Here is a 15,536-nt window from a genome sequence, read left to right as displayed (position 1 = left end):
TTTATGGTAGCAAGTGATAGTGTTTTAAAAAGGTATGCGTTAGCCTATATAAAGAAATCAGGTGGTAACAGTGATGTTAAAGAGTTTTTACAATTTCGTAATATGCAAAACACCACAAATTGGAGTGAGGAGAATTTTAAAAATGCGTATGAAGAATTTACACGTCTAAACTCAACTAATAGACACAATACAGAAAGCAGAAATAATCAATATAACGCAGGGAATAACGCAACCTACAGGCCTCAGGTTACACACGTACATGTACATAATGGTAGAGGTTTAGATTTTTGGGATTATTTACTACTTCGCAGCCTGTTTGGTGGTCATACTACAGTTATAAATAACCCTGGTTTCAGTAGTGGTAGCCATCAAAGCAGAGAAGATAAGAAAAAAGACTCAGAAGACAGTAGAAAGCTATTAGCTTTAGGTATGGTAGCTGCAGTTGTGTGTGTTGCTTTCCATGCTGGTATGTGTTTTTGGTATAACAGCAGCAGAAAAGCGGCTAGAAAAGAAGAAAAAATAGATTATCTCGATAAAAAACTTAAAACATTCAGAAATATAGAATTTGCGGTTGGCGCTATTTCTTTAGCAGCTTTGATAGCTTGCGTGTTTTACCCAGTCTTACCAACGTGGGGTTTAGCTGTCCTTGGCGTCAACTCTCTTGTATGTTTTACTGGTGGTGTGGCTTTTCATATGAAACATGGGAAAGAGTCAGATAATATTGAGAAGGCTAAAGAAGCGGTAAGAAGCTATCTTGGACAAGGGCGTGGTTATGGAGATTATGATTCACCACCTCCTTACTCTCCAACTGCTCCTTCTTATCATGACATCGAACCTGGTGGGACGTTTTCTCATTCTAATGCGGGACAACATTCTGAAGATCATGGATATAGCTGTACGAACATTCATTTTTGAAGACAGCAAATGGTGTCATTCCAGTGCTTGACACTGGAATCCAGTTTTCCATATAATCTCATCGAAAACGTTGTGTTTTAACAACCACTTTCTATGCTAGTTTGCTTGCTTGCAAGCAAACTTTTCTGGATCCCATTGTCTGGCCACTGGGATGACAGGCTAGCCTGACAACTGTCATCCTGCTGCTTGTTAGCGGGATCTAGAGATACCATGACGGTATGGCGAGGGAGAACAGTCAATGGCGTCAACTTAAGAACCTTCATTAGCAAACTCTCCTAAAGACATGATGGCGTTTAGGCTTATCTACCTTATTGCGGCTATTTAATACATAAGCTTTACTGATATCTTCCAAAGTCTCGATCAAAAAGCTCTGTTTCTCCGTTGGCTAATGTCAGCGCTATAAGTCCGGTTACATTACTCTAGCTATACGCAACAACTTTACTTTCAACGATTTTATTGGCAATAATACGACTTTCACAATCAATATTTATTATATCAGATAGTGAATTAATATCAGTGTAACTATCAAAACTTTCCATTGTTGATTCCACTATCTCTACTATTTTTAAAAAGCCAATTCGTGACTTCAAAAATTCATTAACAGCTATTTCATTTGCAGCATTGAGCACAATACTGTTTGTTTGTGGAGCAGAAGAGTTTAACACTGCCATGCTAAGCTTTAGCGCAGGAAAACGCTTATGGTCTGGTTCTTGAAAGGTCAACTTTCCTTGCTTTGTTAAATCTAATTTACGATTTAAAGCTGATCTTTCTGGCCAAGACAAAGCATATGAAATAAGAATTGCCATGTCATTTTCTGCAAGCACAGCAAAGTTGAAACCATCCTGATAGACTACAATTCCATGTACTATTGACTCAGGATGCACTACTGCTTCAATTTTACTCGGACTGATATTAAACAAGTTATGTGCTTCTATTATCTCTAGTGCCTTATTCATCATTGTTGCACTATCAATCGAGATTTTCTTTCCCATATTCCAAGTGGGGTGACTAAGCGCCTGATCTACCATGACATTTCTTAATTGCTCAGAACTATAGTTTAAGAATGGTCCACCAGAAGCAGTAAGTATGATTTTTTCTACGCATTTGTCGTCATTTTGCAAAACTTGAAAAATTGCGTTGTGTTCAGAGTCGATAGGGATTATTTGTACGTTTTTTTCTTTAGCTTTTTTGAGTAATAACTTTCCACCGCAAACAATGCTTTCTTTGTTCGCTAGTGCAATGACTTTAGTGCCACTTTCTATGACTTCTATAACTGGCCCAAGGCCTGCAATACCAACTATTGCGATAACTGAGAGATCAACGGGTAGGGAAGCAACATTTACTAGACCTTCAGCACCAATTGCTATTTTTACATCCGTACCAACTAGGTTTTCTCTTAAATCTTTGTAAAACCTTTCATCGGAGATAGCAACGTATTTTGCATTCAGCAGTTTTGCTTGGTGTGCCAGTAGAGCAAAGTCTGAATGGGCACTTAGTGCTTCCACTTGGTATTCTTCTTTTCTCTTTGAGAGCAAATCTACAGTCTTTTTTCCAACACTTCCTGTTGATCCTAAAACTGAAACCTTTTTCACTAAGACAAACTCACAACAATAGCAACTTTTCTTATTAGGTCTTCTCGCATACTATTCAGCAGTTTTTAAGCGTTTAACCAAGTTCAGGTCCGTGGTCATCGCCAACAGATGGTGAAGGACCAGGTGAAAAAGATTGACCATGGTGATCACCTGCATCATGCATGTCTTGCAAACCATCAGCATTATGAGCCATTTCATTATTGGCATGAGGGTAATCATCTGAGTGAGGTCCCTCATCACCATGAGCCATATCCATTCCTTCTGATGGCATATCTTCCCCACCTCCACCTGAAAAATGTTCTGCAAGGCTTTCAAGAAATTTTATGCCAAACATATTACCTGATTTTCCAAACAGTGTTACTAAACTACTGCCACTTACCAAACCTTCAAACACGTTACTATAAGCAGCAATCGCCCCTTCATGAAAGTTGAACAACCATTTCATTCCATCCACGACTGTTGAAACAGAGTCACTATGACCAAGACCAAAACCACTTTTCTCACCAGCGGCTTCTTGGTGTTGCTGCTGCGCTTGCCATTCTGCAATATTTGGCCCCTGAGCTTCACTCATAAATTTTTATTCTCAACCTTAAGCTATTATTTTATCACAAATATTGCAAAATATCAATAGGGCTTTTGAATATAGCTAATACAAACAATTTCTGTCATCTTATATAGGACCCAGTTTGAAAAAAATCCGAATTCCAATGTCTGCTACCTTATATAACGAATGAATTTCTTTATATATTCGTTATTAGTATTTTGTATTTCCTGAACAGTTCCATGGGAAATGATCTCCCCTTCATATAACACTGCTATTTTATCAGCTATTTTAAATGCGCTATGAATATCATGTGTAATCGTGATAATTGTAGGGTTAAGATCTCTAGATAATTTTACTATTATCTCGTTTACTATATCTGACATAATCGGGTCCAATCCTGAAGTTGGCTCATCTAATATGATGATTTCTGGATTGTGTGCAATCGCCCTTGCAAGTGCTACTCTTTTTTTCATTCCACCTGATAGCTCTATTGGAAACATATCTGCTATGCTTTCCTCCAGTCCAACATCATTTAACTTCTCGATTGCTAGCTGTTTTGCCTCCTTTTTGCTGATATTAAAGCGCTTTTTATAATTAAAAGATATATTTTCCCACACTGTAACGTAGTCAAATAAAGCGGAATTTTGAAATAAAACACCAAATTTATTTTTGCTTTTACTATTTTTTTTAACAGACCCTGAGTCTGGAGCAAGCAAGCCGATAATTGTTTTTGTTAGTACAGATTTGCCGCTTCCTGAGCCGCCAAGTATGACTAATGATTCCCCTTTTAATATATCGAAACTTAGATCTTTTAATACTGTCCTATCATCAAAAGATAAGCTTAAGTTCAATATTGATATTATGGGGTTACGCATGTATCAAAGTAATCATGTAGTTTGCTAAAATGATCAGTATGGACGATAAGACAACAGTTGATGTTGTAGCAACACCTACTCCTCGTGCACCTTCTTTACAATGGTAACCGTAATAGCAACTTGAGACAGAAATTATGGCGCCAAAAGCAATTGCTTTTATTAGCCCAACAATAAAATCGTACATATTAAAGAATTGAGCTGTGTATTTAATGTATATATTTAGATTGTGGTTAAATTCGAAGACTGCAGTGACATACCCTCCAAATATTCCTATTAGATCTGCACATATTGTAAGTATAGGAAATACTATAACTGATGCCAAAACTCTCGGTGCAATTAAATATTTGAAAGGGTTGATGTTCAAAGTTGTAAGGGCATCTATTTGCTCGGTGATGCGCATTGTACCAATTTCTGCCGCAATTGATGATCCAACCTTTCCTACCATTATTAAGCTGATCAAAACTGGTCCTAACTCTTTAATGATAGTGATCGTAACAAGTTTGGGTATTATCTGCTCTTGGTTAATTAATGAGTCACTCAAACTGCTTTGTAAAACTATTGCCGCTCCTATGAAAACTCCAGTGAGCCCAACAATTGGCAGAGAGAAAAAGCCTATCTCTATAATTTGTCTTGCTACGTTGCTAAAATAATATGGCGGCACAAAGCAGTGGTATAGAGATTGAATAAAAAATATGAATGCACTACCAAGCCTTAACAAAAAATTGATAAAGTACCTACCAATTATTCTAACACTATTTATATCAAAAAAGCTCACTTTGTATTCGTTTTAGCTAGAGTTACTGATTTTATTAAAATTTTTATTAACTTTATCGCAAAGTATAGCTGAGATATGTTTTAAGTTCAATAGCTAACGTAACTTTACCTTATACCGCACACAACTATACGAACGTTTATCTTTCTAAAAGCAATTTGCATAGCAAATGATGTCATTCCAGCGCGTGACGCTGGAATCTAGCCTTTTCATAATCATCAAAACGGTGTATTTTAACATAAAACGGCTACTTTTATGCTTACCAACTTAGCTGGATCCCAGTGTCAAGCACTGGGATGACATCCTCTCTAGTGGAGATTGCTCTCAAATCACAATGTTCGTACAGCTTTGCAAACACAAAGGCAGTACTTAACACTGGTTCACTCTATAATGGTGTCATTCCAGTGCTTGACACTGGAATCCAGTCTTTATTATTTGGTTGAAATTAAGTTTTCTGGATTCAAGTAGTCAAGCTACTCGGATGACACCATTGTGCTTGAGGTAAAATTGACTCCAGAATTTAATGGACTGCCTGCAAAAGCAAATGTTTGTATAAATTGCAAGCTTCGCAAGAAGGATTTATAACTTAAATTATATAAACAGACCTTACTTATTTTATTATCCCTGTTTACTTCTTGTAAAAAACATGTTACTAATGAATTGAATTTTGTAGTAGAATGGAGGAAGTTTTGGCAGTTCCAAAAAGAAAAAAGTCAAAGTCAAGGCGTAATATGCATCGTTCTCATCATGCTATTGAGCCCAAGAATATTGTGGTATGTTCAGCAACTGGGGAATTCATGTTGCCTCACAATGTAGCAGTCGATGGCAGTTACAAAGGAAAACGAGTTTTCATTAAGCAACAGGCAGAATGACTATTATGATATGTTACCTACGGTCAATAATCACATAGTGATTGCACTTGACGCTATGGGGGGCGATTTTGCGCCTCTTTCCGTAATTCAGGGTGCTGGCTTTTTTTTGGATAATCTTGTTGACCCAGACATTAAAGTTCTTTTTCATATTTATGGAGATAAGGAAAAAGTATCTCCTTTGCTTTTGAAATATAAAAAAGTAAGTAACAATTCTGAGTTTACTCATTGTTCTGACAATGTCCTTGCAAATGATAAGCCATCTTTTGCGCTGAGACATCGTAAAGACTCAAGTATGAAAGCTGCAATTGTTGCAGTGGAAGAAGGTAAAGCTTTCGGAGTGGTATCTTCAGGCAACACCGGGGCGTTGATGGCAATTTCTAGATTTATTTTAGGAACATTACCAAATATTTATCGTCCTGCTATTGTCTCTATCTGTCCAACTAAGACAAAAAGCTTTGCTTTGCTTGACCTTGGTGCAAATGTCGATTGTAATGCCGATTCGTTATTCCAGTTTGCATTAATGGGAAGTATATTTGCAAAAGTAGCGCTAAAAATTGACAATCCTGAGGTTGCTTTGCTAAATATCGGTACAGAAGAAGTTAAAGGTAATGACTCAGTGCGCGGCGCTTTTGAGTTGCTTAAAAACGCTCCAGGCATTAATTTCAAAGGGTATATAGAGGCAAGTGAATTTTTAGAGGGCAATATAGATGTGATTGTTGCTGATGGTTTTGTTGGCAATGTAATGCTCAAAACAGCTGAGGCAACCGCTAATACTTTTATCAATCTAATAAAGCAGGAAGTATTCAACTCGTGGATAGCGAAAATGCTTATTGGTATATTGTTAAAATCTAAACTAAATAAAGCATTAACGCGTTTTAATCCCAAAATTAAAAGTGGAGCTATGTTTTTAGGGCTGAATGGTATCATCATTAAAAGTCATGGAAATTCTGATGCTATTTCTTTTGCTCATGCTATAAAATTTGCAGTAAATGCAATTAGTGAAAATTTAAATCAAAAGATAATTAATGGGGTAAGTCATATTGAATAAAAGTTTCATATTAAGCACTGGATCTTACCTACCAAGAAAAATGTTGAGTAACAACGAAATTGCATCGATAGTTGAGACGAGCGATGAATGGATAAGGCAGAGGACAGGAATAGTTCAAAGGCATATAGCAGATGAAGGAGAATTAACGTCAGATCTAGCTGTAAATGCAGCAAAAAGTGCTATAGAAAAAGCTAAAATTTCAGTAGATGAAATTGACTTGATTATAGTTGCAACAACAACGCCTGATAAAACTTTGCCTAGCTGTGCAACGATTGTACAAAGTAAGTTAAAATGTAAAAATGCATTTGCTTTTGATGTACAAGCAGTATGCTCTGGTTTTATATATGCAGTTACAGTTGCTGATTCGCTTATAAAATCTAACGATAGAATTAAATATGCATTGGTTATAGGTGCTGAAATAATGTCTAGGGTTGTTGACTGGGAAGATAGGTCAACTTGTGTACTCTTTGGTGATGGTGCTGGTGCAGTGGTGATGAAATCAGAAATTGGTAGAAGTGGCATCATATCAACAAACTTATACTCTGATGGCAACGTAGATATACTATGTACGAACGGAGGGGTATCCTCTACTGGTGATTCTGGAAAAATATGCATGAATGGAAGAGAAGTGTTTAAACATGCAGTGGATAAGTTAACAGCCTCAGTAGAGGAAACACTAAGATGCAATAATTTGAAAATCACTGATATTGACTGGCTAATTCCCCATCAAGCAAATATTCGTATTATTGAAGCAGTAGTAAAGAAGTTAGATCTCCCTATAGAGAAAGTGATTAATACCGTTGATAAGCATGCAAACACCTCAGCAGCGTCAATTCCACTAGCTTTAGACTATGCAATACAAGAATCAAAAATAAAATCAGGAAATCTGGTACTGCTGATTGCAATAGGTGCAGGTTTCACATGGGGTTCCGTGTTGCTGCGCTATTAGATTCCTTGCATTACCTCCTGTTACCCACAACTGTACGAACGTTGTAGTTTGGGCCACAAGTGGGCAGTGCCCCTATGATGTCATTCCAGTGCTTGACACTGGAATGACACCTCTCTTGGGCTCTTTTAGCTATAAACATTAAGAAATTTACCAAACGAAAAAAAGGCAAAAGAAGCCCTGGTCATTGTCTATTTTCTGTATTGGCGTTTTTTTAAGTCTTGAACACTGCAATTTAGCTGCTTTTAAGTGCAACTCACCTTAGCTAAAATGTTTAAGAAATTTACTAAGCAGAAAAAAAAGCAAAAGAAACCCCGCATTAGCTAGTTGTCACTCTCTAATCCTGCAAATTGGCGTACTATACTGTCTTAAACGACTTATAAGCGGGTTTCAGCTTATGTAGGTAAAAACCCAGAAATGTTGTGAAGACATAAGGTGCACATAGTGCAAAAAATTAAAAATAAGACGCCAACTACGTTGTTTTCTTGCTGTTTAATCTGCACAGATGAAGATAACTGAATACCTTCACTATCATGATAAGGGGGCTGGTGGAGTTTGTCAAGTAAGTTTTTTCGTTTCTGCGGGCTACTTGAATAGCGGCTACAATGTTTGTACAGCTATGTATATAGTGCTGGAACCAAAAAAAGAACCAAGTAGCTTTGCTACTTGGATGACAGAAGGTATACAAGAAGTCTATTGGCCCTCGTATACCTTAATGAAATTTAACAAGTTTATCTATAGTTTTAGTGATGATTCTTGGAGTATCCGGAGAAACTGCTGAGCTCAGCTTATTTAACTGCTCTATAGCAAACTCGCTATTCTCATTTGTTATGAAATCACATAAAATATTTTCTATGTCCTTAGTAATACTTTCATGCTTTCTCAGAGGATGATTATGTGGATACCTACTGATGGTTTTGATACTGGAATACTCAACAAAAGCTTGATCTTTAAAAGCAAGTTGTCTCAATTTCTCTTTGAATTTTCCTTCTTCCTCTTTTGCTAAAAGGCGAGACTTTATCAGTGATTTTATAATCAAATTTATAGCTTGATGTATTTCAGAATGCACTATAACTTTAATGGTATTTTCTTCTACTATACAATCATAAATATTTTTTTTGCTCTGTAACGACTCTATTAATGTCCTGCTACTTTGTGAATTTAATTCCAAATTTTCTTCACTCATAGGAGTTATTATGAAGGTGTTCTTACTCACTCTGATGTTAAATTGTGGAGAGCCTTCAGAAAAAGAAAATGCTACATTCTTAGATTCAAGTGCGTGATTGTATGCAGCAAAAAGGGTGTGTGCTATAACACTGCTGGGCACCTTCATTCCATGTTTACTCAGGTGGTTCAATACATTTTCAACTTCATGATATGTAAAGTCTGTATCTTTTAGCAATTCAACAACTTCTTTGCCGTTGTGCTGTTTATACTCTATTCTCACTTCTTCTGTAAAAAGTGTTTTAGCTGCTATATGTTTACCAAGCACTGTAAAAATCTTGATGAAATTCTCTAAATCTTGTTTGTTAACTAATTCGATACTAATTAAGTTTCTGCTAATAATTGAAATATTTTTTGTCATTTTTTCCCACTAAAAAAACTTACTAAATGAATTGTATTTTTAATTCATTAAGAATTGTTTAAAGTGAGCATACTAGTTTTCATTTGGGTATTACACAACAAAACAAGATAAAAAGTTACATAAAATCATCGTGTAGTACAACGCCTTCTTCATATTCGTCATTGTTACTTGTGTAGGTTGTGACATCAATGTAACTGTCATTATTATTTAGCATATCATCCAACTTTTCTTCTTTTTCAAGATCCATCAATTTGTCACACCCCCCAATGTGCTTATCGTTAATAAAGATCTGTGGAACTGTTCTAACGTTATACTTTGATTTTATGTCGTTAAATAGATCTGAGTTTTTGAGCACATCGATTTCTTCATATTCCACACCTTTTCTATCTAGTAAATCCTTTGCCTTTATGCAGTATGGACAGCCCTTCTTTACATATATCACAACATTTTTCACAATTTATCTCCATAGCTTACTAAAATATAGTTATTATATATAAGAAACATGTAAAAACATCAAATTGTATGAAAATTATTTATAATTGTGAGCAAGGGATAGAAAATAATATAGCACTAACCTTCGGAAATTTCGATGGCATTCATTTAGGACATGAATTTGCAATTTCCACTCTAAAGAAGGTAGCACAAGAAAGAGGATTACCCTCTGCAGTTTTAACTTTTGAGCCTCACCCATCAACTGTTTTATTTGGTAGAAGCAATTTTAGGTTAATAGACCAAGAACAAAAAAAGGAACTAATCAGCAGCTATGGTATAGATTACTTGTATATTATTAATTTTAGTAGAGGTTTTTCTGAGGTTAGCTGCGATAACTTTATCAGTGAGATTTTAATAGATAAATATGGCGCTAAACACATAATTGTCGGAGAAAATTGCACTTTTGGTCATAAACGATTGGGTGATATATTAACTCTAGAGAAATATTCTGAAACATATGGATACTCTTTGACTAAATTAGAGCCATTAATAATTGACGGCAAAATTTGCTCTTCTTCTTCAATCAGAGAGTATGTAAAAAGGGGCGAAATAGAAATTGCTAATAAATTACTTGGTAGACCTTGTCAAGTTTCTGGTGTTGTGACAAAGGGTGCGTGTAGAGGTAGAGAAATAGGATTCCCAACCATAAATATTCCTATAGAAGATTGCATGATAAAACCAAAATTTGGTACATATTACGCTAAAGTGATGTTTTCTTATAATAACCCAAATTGGTTATATGGAGTAGTCAATATTGGTATGAGACCTACATTTAAGGATCTGAAAAAGCCTATAATAGAAATGCACATATTCGATTTTGATGAAGACGTATATAATCATAAAGTTAATATACAACTTTTAAAATTCATAAGGTCAGAAAAAAAATTCCATAGTATTGAGGAGTTAACAAAACAGATAAATTATGATATACTTAAAGTTTATAGGTTAAAGGCAAATTTATGAAAAAGTTATGCTTAATTGTTATATTAATTATAGTATTGATTGACCAAACGAGCAAATTGTACATAAACTCATTGATTGATGAGGGAGAATCAATTGAGATCGCTAGCTTTATAAAGCTAGTTGAAGTTTGGAATTCAGGCATTAGTTTTGGAATGTGTAGCGCTTTACCGCATGGCGGTTTCTTTTTTTCAGCATTTTCAATACTAATAATTGGTATACTTGCATGCTTGATATACAAGTCTGATGATCAGTTAACTTACCTTGGGTTTTCTCTGATGATTGGTGGAGCAATCGGAAACGTAGTTGATAGGATTTATTGGGGAGCTGTGTATGATTTCATATATTTTCATATTGATGATTGGTATTGGCCAGCTTTTAATTTAGCGGATTTATCTATAGTTTGTGGAATGTTCACATTGTTATATAAGTGGTATATATACGATATGTTTATTTCTAAACAAAATGAGGAATAAAATAATTGTTTTTATATTAGGTCGAAATAATGCTTCATAAGTTTTTTAGTTTTCTTATACTACCTGCACTCTTTTTTACTTACCCAATTTCTTTGAAGGCTTTGAGCATAGAGCACGACATAAAACATGCTAAACTCAGTAACGGACTAGATGTCTATGTTGTTCATAATCACCGGATTCCAGCCGTTTTACATGCAGTAATATACAAAGTTGGGGGAATGGATGATCCAATTGGCAAAGCAGGATTGGCTCACTACTTTGAACATTTAATGTTTGAAACTACAGGGAAGTTCACAGATATAGAAGCCACTATGAGTAGCATTGGGGCCCAGTTTAATGCGTTTACTACTAAGGAATATACCTGTTACTACGAATTAGTCCTTAAAAATGACTTACCACTGGCAATGGAAGTTGAAGCAGACAGAATGGGCAATTTTAATGTTACTCAAGATAAAATAGAAAGAGAAAAAAACATTGTACTGGAAGAGAGGAAGATGAGATTTGATAATCATCCTCACGCTTTGTTATGGGAAGAAATGGATAGTGCATTTTACCGTACTGGCTATGGCAGGTCTGTTATTGGCTGGGAGAGCGATATCACAACTTACAATCAGGATGACATAACGAGGTTTCATGATAACTATTATCACCCCGGCAATGCAATATTACTGATTGTGGGTGATGTGGAACTTGATGAAGTAGTGAAATTAGCAGAAGAAAAATATGGCGAAATTAAAGCTAAGCCTGTAATGAGACATTACCCAAATCAGGATCCAGTGCATAATGCAGGTTTATCGGTGATTTTAGAGAGCACTGAAGTAAAAGAACCAGTTTTATATTTTCGTTATCGTGTTTCTTTATTTAAGCACACAAGTGAAACCTCTGCTGCTCATTTAGCGGTTGACATTTTAGGTGGCGGCAAATCCAGCAAACTGTATAAAGATTTGGTTTTAGATAAAGATGTGGCAGTATCAGTATCTGCTTATTACAATAGTTTAACTTTTAGTGATGGCTATATTGATATTCAGGTCATTCCAAAAAGTGGGGTTAATTTAGGTGCTGTTGAAAGAGAATTAGAAAATTCTATTAATAATTTTATGTCCACAGGAATAACAAGCGAGGAATTGCAAAACTCGAAGTATAGGTACAAGGCAGCACAGTTTGATAATTTATCCAGTTTAAATAGTATAGCATTTTTTTATGGCTCACACTTAGCGCTTGGTATTCCACTTGATGAAATAGATATTTCATATAGCAAAATCAATAATGTCAATCTGAAGGATGTAAATAATAAAATCCGTGCTATTTTTTCTGCTAATAAATTAGTCGGTCGTTTGCTACCAAAAGGAGGTAATAATGAAGATAAGTAAACTTGTATTTCTACTTTTTTTCTGTCTAAGCTTTAATTTACAAGCAAGTGGTAACTTAAATATAGAGGAGGTCACTACCCGTAAAGGATTTAAGTTTCTATTTGTTGAAAGCTATGACTTACCAAAAGTTTCGATAAATATCTCATTCAAAGATGCAGGTTATGTGTATGAAAATTCGGAAAAACAGGGACTAGATTGGTTTACTTCTCTTATAATTCAAGAAGGGGCAGGAAAAAATGATGCCAGAGATTTTGCGAAAAAGCTTGAAGATAAAGGGATTAGTTTAAATTTTATTGCTGGTTTAGAAGCATTTAGGGTTTCATTAAATACTTTGTCTGAGAATCTAGAGGATGCAATTTCGTTACTAAGCGACGCTATAATACGTCCTAAAGTTGACTCTGAAGGGTTGAATAGAGTTTTCGAGAAAGCCAAAGTTGATTTTAATAATCTTGAAAAAAATCCTTTTTTTGTTGCCCGAGAAGAATTGAATACGTTATTGTTTAAAAAGCACCCCTACTCAAGAAGCAAATATGGTACTGTTGACACTATAATGAGCATTACCAGAGATGATGTTCTAACGTACATAAAACGTAATTTTACTAAAGATAACATAGTTATCAGTGTTGCTGGTTGTGCAAAAAAAGAAGAAATTATTACATTATTAGATAAATATTTATCTAAATTGCCGTCAAAAAGATCAAAAGTTAGAAAAATACCTGTGGAAAATGATTTTGGTCCTGCAGAGAATAAAAACATTTTTATGGATATACCACAAAGTGTGATACTTTTTGCTCAAAAAGGCATAGCTTATGAAGATCCAGACTACTATAATGCTCAAATCTTGATTAATGCGCTTGGCAGCATGGGGCTGAATTCAATATTAATGAAAGAACTGAGGCAAAACTTAGGCATTACTTATGGTGTTTATGCGAGTATTATTCTCAATAAACATGGGAACATTATGATTGGAAGTCTTAGTACTGATAGTTCTACTGCCAGTCAATCAATATCAGCGGTAAAAGATACATTTAGCAGGATAAAAAAGGAAGGAATTGATGAGCAGTTGTTTCGGGATACAAAAATTAGTATGGTAAATTCCCATGTTTTCTCTATGTTTAATAATAACAACATAGTTGCAAAACTAAATAATATTCAGACAAACAACCGCGATATTAACCATATAAATGATTTTGTGAGCTATATTAATGACGTTAAATTAGAGAAAGTAAACGAACTGGCAAGCTCTTTACTGGAACCCGAAAATTTATTTTTTGTTGAAGTTGGAAAAAACACTTAAGGTCAATAATTAATATTTTCTGCTATTGATCTTACTGCTTCTGCATAACACTTATGCTCCTCAGCTAGAATGCGTTCTGAGAGGCTTTGAATATCATCAGCTGGTAACACTGGCACAGCAACTTGAGCAATTATGGCTCCAGCATCAATTTCAGGAGTGACGTAATGTACAGTACAGCCTGCGATTTTTACTCCTGCTTTTAGAGCTTGCTCTTGAGCATTTAGGCCCTTAAAGGACGGAAGTAGAGAGGGATGAATATTTATTACCTTGTTATTCCATTTACTGAGAAAATTAGCTTGCAGGATTCTCATAAACCCTGCAAGGCAAATTAAATCAACCTTATGTTGAACAAATATTTCGTGAATTTTATCAGCATCAAGTGGTTTATCTCTAACAATAAACGCTGGCACTCCTGCTTGTTCTGCTATTTTTAGGCCAGCAGCTTCGCTATTATTTGTGATAGCGCACACAACTTCTGCAGGAAAATTACGATTTTGACATGCCTCTATCAAGGCCTGCATATTTGATCCCCTGCCTGAAATTAGTATCCCAAGTTTCACCTTTTTCATTTTGTGCAATTGATTTGGTGAATGTTAACAAAATAACTCAAAAAGTAAAGCTATTTCAGAGCGTAGCTAGCCTAAATCAACTTTAATGTTTGGATATCGTACTATTTTATATAACATGTCATTATGAATATATATTTTTATGATTGCGTTATCATTTATTTAACAAAGTATTAGTATAATCTATCTACTGGATTAAACGGAGAAAGTTGAATGAGTAAATTACCGAACAATGCAAAAATAGGTAAATCTCAGGTTACTCAGTGGGAGGTAATAAAAAATTGTGAATATGCTGATAATTGCTTATCAAAAATAGTAACTTTATACGTTGTTAGAATAACTAAGCTATCAGATTTTTATACAAATGACGAACCTGAAATTAACACTGTTTTAGGAAGAATAAGCGTGACAAGTGAAAATGTATTTTTAAACAAGGCTACTACTATTGAAGTTATGGAAGGTATTTTTCCGTATAAATTCAACAGCAAGAAGAGAAATAACATACTAAAGTTAGAAGATTTATATAATTATTTATGTTCTATTGTTAACAATAGCCTTCCAAAAGAGATGCTTGAAAGTCTTGTAAGGGAATATAAGGATGCTGTTAGCTTATTTAAAGCAATTACTTAACTGAACGTAGTATTTTTAAGATTTTATTTTCTATTTCAGAAATGCCGCTTTCAAGATCTTTATCTATCAGATACATGGTAGAGAAATATGTTTTCTGCTTGCTTTCAACATTGATAGTTAAAGTTCCAGGAGTGATTGTAACCGAATTGGCAAATAACGCAATGCTTTCATCATTATGCCCTTTGCATTTTTTTAGGATAATGATTGGCTCAAGCTTAGATTTGAGTTGTAGCACCTTTTTTGTTACATAAACACTTGATAAAATGATTTGGTACATTAACCATGGTATATAACTTACTAACTTATAAAACGACAGTCTACTCGTACCATTTAAAATCTGGCTAAGAGCTCTTTCAGCGTTTATCAACCTTCTAAAGATAAATAATGTGAATATAGAGGAAAACACTCCACAAAAAATAAAAAATGACTCAAAACAACCAGACAATACAGTCCATAGAGAAAATAAAATTAAAAATGATAGAGAAAAAAACTTGATTTTTTGCCTAAGGTTCATGGTTTGCAGTATAACTTAAATGATTTTTTAAGGAAAGATATATTATGAATTAAGTTAAAAACTCTGTAATATATTGAAGCTT

Annotated in this window: 19 protein-coding genes; 10 read left to right on the top strand and 9 right to left on the bottom strand. The window is 34.8% G+C overall.

The annotated features are described in order from the left end of the window. Window positions 1-3: 3 nt before the first annotated feature. Window positions 4-915, top strand: coding sequence for a hypothetical protein (locus OZD70_RS02840; protein ID WP_275020747.1), 912 nt, complete (start codon window positions 4-6; stop codon window positions 913-915). A 77-nt stretch (window positions 916-992) separates the two neighbouring features. On the opposite strand, the gene OZD70_RS02835 is transcribed toward OZD70_RS02840, so the two are convergent. The 5 genes from OZD70_RS02835 to OZD70_RS02815 form a co-directional block, all read right to left on the bottom strand. Further along, window positions 993-1,178 carry a hypothetical protein gene (locus tag OZD70_RS02835; RefSeq protein ID WP_275020745.1) on the bottom strand — a complete coding sequence of 62 codons (186 nt, stop codon included), beginning with the start codon at window positions 1,176-1,178 and terminating at the stop codon, window positions 993-995. A 156-nt stretch (window positions 1,179-1,334) separates the two neighbouring features. Next, the gene (dxr, locus tag OZD70_RS02830; RefSeq protein WP_275020743.1) at window positions 1,335-2,507 is read right to left on the bottom strand and encodes a 1-deoxy-D-xylulose-5-phosphate reductoisomerase; all 1,173 of its coding nucleotides are present in this window, start codon (window positions 2,505-2,507) and stop codon (window positions 1,335-1,337) included. A 73-nt stretch (window positions 2,508-2,580) separates the two neighbouring features. Further along, window positions 2,581-3,078: a hypothetical protein gene (locus tag OZD70_RS02825; protein ID WP_275020741.1), complete on the bottom strand. Its 498-nt coding sequence runs from the start codon at window positions 3,076-3,078 to the stop codon at window positions 2,581-2,583. Window positions 3,079-3,221: 143 nt separating this feature from the next. Continuing rightward, complete coding sequence (locus OZD70_RS02820) at window positions 3,222-3,926, bottom strand: ABC transporter ATP-binding protein (RefSeq protein ID WP_275020739.1); 705 nt, start codon at window positions 3,924-3,926, stop codon at window positions 3,222-3,224. Further along, window positions 3,919-4,701 (bottom strand): MlaE family ABC transporter permease, encoded by a 783-nt coding sequence (locus OZD70_RS02815; RefSeq protein ID WP_182183128.1) that lies wholly within the window; start codon window positions 4,699-4,701, stop codon window positions 3,919-3,921. Before OZD70_RS02815 ends, OZD70_RS02820 begins: the two co-directional genes overlap by 8 nt. Window positions 4,702-4,994: 293 nt before the next feature. On the opposite strand from OZD70_RS02815, the gene OZD70_RS02810 reads away from it, so the two are divergent. From OZD70_RS02810 to OZD70_RS02795, 4 genes are all read left to right on the top strand, one after another. Further along, window positions 4,995-5,141 carry a hypothetical protein gene (locus OZD70_RS02810; RefSeq protein ID WP_275020737.1) on the top strand — a complete coding sequence of 49 codons (147 nt, stop codon included), beginning with the start codon at window positions 4,995-4,997 and terminating at the stop codon, window positions 5,139-5,141. 246 nt (window positions 5,142-5,387) lie between these two features. Next, window positions 5,388-5,570 (top strand): 50S ribosomal protein L32, encoded by a 183-nt coding sequence (gene rpmF / locus OZD70_RS02805; RefSeq protein WP_182183126.1) that lies wholly within the window; start codon window positions 5,388-5,390, stop codon window positions 5,568-5,570. Window positions 5,571-5,580: 10 nt separating this feature from the next. Further along, a complete protein-coding gene (gene plsX, locus OZD70_RS02800; protein ID WP_182184185.1) occupies window positions 5,581-6,618 on the top strand; it encodes a phosphate acyltransferase PlsX in 1,038 nt (345 codons plus the stop codon). Then, on the top strand, window positions 6,611-7,567 hold the full coding sequence (locus OZD70_RS02795) for a beta-ketoacyl-ACP synthase III (protein WP_275020736.1): 957 nt from the start codon (window positions 6,611-6,613) through the stop codon (window positions 7,565-7,567). Before plsX ends, OZD70_RS02795 begins: the two co-directional genes overlap by 8 nt. A 709-nt stretch (window positions 7,568-8,276) precedes the next feature. Here OZD70_RS02795 and OZD70_RS02790 read toward each other — a convergent pair. Then, complete coding sequence (locus OZD70_RS02790; protein ID WP_275020734.1) at window positions 8,277-9,149, bottom strand: hypothetical protein; 873 nt, start codon at window positions 9,147-9,149, stop codon at window positions 8,277-8,279. Between the two features lie 115 nt (window positions 9,150-9,264). Next, window positions 9,265-9,603: a glutaredoxin 3 gene (grxC, locus tag OZD70_RS02785; RefSeq protein ID WP_182183119.1), complete on the bottom strand. Its 339-nt coding sequence runs from the start codon at window positions 9,601-9,603 to the stop codon at window positions 9,265-9,267. Window positions 9,604-9,671: 68 nt separating this feature from the next. On the opposite strand from grxC, the gene ribF reads away from it, so the two are divergent. The 4 genes from ribF to OZD70_RS02765 are packed head-to-tail and all read left to right on the top strand — an operon-like array spanning window position 9,672 to window position 13,744. Beyond that, window positions 9,672-10,604, top strand: a complete 933-nt coding sequence (gene ribF / locus OZD70_RS02780) for a riboflavin biosynthesis protein RibF (RefSeq protein ID WP_275020732.1) — start codon at window positions 9,672-9,674, stop codon at window positions 10,602-10,604. Then, window positions 10,601-11,077: a signal peptidase II gene (lspA, locus tag OZD70_RS02775; protein ID WP_182183116.1), complete on the top strand. Its 477-nt coding sequence runs from the start codon at window positions 10,601-10,603 to the stop codon at window positions 11,075-11,077. The genes ribF and lspA overlap by 4 nt, the downstream gene beginning before the upstream one ends. 29 nt (window positions 11,078-11,106) lie before the next feature. Beyond that, a complete protein-coding gene (locus OZD70_RS02770) occupies window positions 11,107-12,447 on the top strand; it encodes a M16 family metallopeptidase (protein WP_182183114.1) in 1,341 nt (446 codons plus the stop codon). Continuing rightward, window positions 12,434-13,744, top strand: coding sequence for a M16 family metallopeptidase (locus tag OZD70_RS02765; protein ID WP_275020729.1), 1,311 nt, complete (start codon window positions 12,434-12,436; stop codon window positions 13,742-13,744). Before OZD70_RS02770 ends, OZD70_RS02765 begins: the two co-directional genes overlap by 14 nt. Before the next feature lie 2 nt (window positions 13,745-13,746). Here the strand turns inward: OZD70_RS02765 and purN are convergent, their stop codons facing one another. Continuing rightward, window positions 13,747-14,313 (bottom strand): phosphoribosylglycinamide formyltransferase, encoded by a 567-nt coding sequence (gene purN, locus OZD70_RS02760; protein WP_275020727.1) that lies wholly within the window; start codon window positions 14,311-14,313, stop codon window positions 13,747-13,749. A 210-nt stretch (window positions 14,314-14,523) separates the two neighbouring features. Here purN and OZD70_RS02755 point away from each other — a divergent pair, with 210 nt between their 5' ends. After that, entirely contained in the window at window positions 14,524-14,940 is a 417-nt protein-coding gene (locus OZD70_RS02755) for a hypothetical protein (RefSeq protein ID WP_275020725.1), read from the top strand. Here OZD70_RS02755 and OZD70_RS02750 read toward each other — a convergent pair. Continuing rightward, window positions 14,933-15,454 (bottom strand): Na+/H+ antiporter subunit E, encoded by a 522-nt coding sequence (locus OZD70_RS02750; RefSeq protein WP_275020724.1) that lies wholly within the window; start codon window positions 15,452-15,454, stop codon window positions 14,933-14,935. The genes OZD70_RS02755 and OZD70_RS02750 overlap by 8 nt on opposite strands. Window positions 15,455-15,536: the final 82 nt, after the last annotated feature.

This window comes from Wolbachia endosymbiont of Drosophila tsacasi (assembly GCF_028982115.1).
Classification (GTDB): Bacteria; Pseudomonadota; Alphaproteobacteria; order Rickettsiales; family Anaplasmataceae; genus Wolbachia; species Wolbachia pipientis_B.
This window is presented reverse-complemented; position numbering and strand designations above follow the sequence as displayed.

Excerpts from the sequence above, each read along its gene's own strand:
- OZD70_RS02840 (WP_275020747.1), top strand. The coding sequence starts at position 4 with ATGGTAGCAAGTGATAGTGTTTTAAAAAGGTATGCGTTAGCCTATATA.
- OZD70_RS02835 (WP_275020745.1), bottom strand. The coding sequence starts at position 1,178 with ATGAAGGTTCTTAAGTTGACGCCATTGACTGTTCTCCCTCGCCATACC.
- OZD70_RS02825 (WP_275020741.1), bottom strand. The coding sequence starts at position 3,078 with ATGAGTGAAGCTCAGGGGCCAAATATTGCAGAATGGCAAGCGCAGCAG.
- OZD70_RS02820 (WP_275020739.1), bottom strand. The coding sequence starts at position 3,926 with ATGCGTAACCCCATAATATCAATATTGAACTTAAGCTTATCTTTTGAT.
- OZD70_RS02810 (WP_275020737.1), top strand. The coding sequence starts at position 4,995 with ATGACATCCTCTCTAGTGGAGATTGCTCTCAAATCACAATGTTCGTAC.
- plsX (WP_182184185.1), top strand. The coding sequence starts at position 5,581 with ATGTTACCTACGGTCAATAATCACATAGTGATTGCACTTGACGCTATG.
- OZD70_RS02790 (WP_275020734.1), bottom strand. The coding sequence starts at position 9,149 with ATGACAAAAAATATTTCAATTATTAGCAGAAACTTAATTAGTATCGAA.
- ribF (WP_275020732.1), top strand. The coding sequence starts at position 9,672 with ATGAAAATTATTTATAATTGTGAGCAAGGGATAGAAAATAATATAGCA.
- lspA (WP_182183116.1), top strand. The coding sequence starts at position 10,601 with ATGAAAAAGTTATGCTTAATTGTTATATTAATTATAGTATTGATTGAC.
- OZD70_RS02770 (WP_182183114.1), top strand. The coding sequence starts at position 11,107 with ATGCTTCATAAGTTTTTTAGTTTTCTTATACTACCTGCACTCTTTTTT.
- OZD70_RS02765 (WP_275020729.1), top strand. The coding sequence starts at position 12,434 with ATGAAGATAAGTAAACTTGTATTTCTACTTTTTTTCTGTCTAAGCTTT.
- purN (WP_275020727.1), bottom strand. The coding sequence starts at position 14,313 with ATGAAAAAGGTGAAACTTGGGATACTAATTTCAGGCAGGGGATCAAAT.
- OZD70_RS02755 (WP_275020725.1), top strand. The coding sequence starts at position 14,524 with ATGAGTAAATTACCGAACAATGCAAAAATAGGTAAATCTCAGGTTACT.
- OZD70_RS02750 (WP_275020724.1), bottom strand. The coding sequence starts at position 15,454 with ATGAACCTTAGGCAAAAAATCAAGTTTTTTTCTCTATCATTTTTAATT.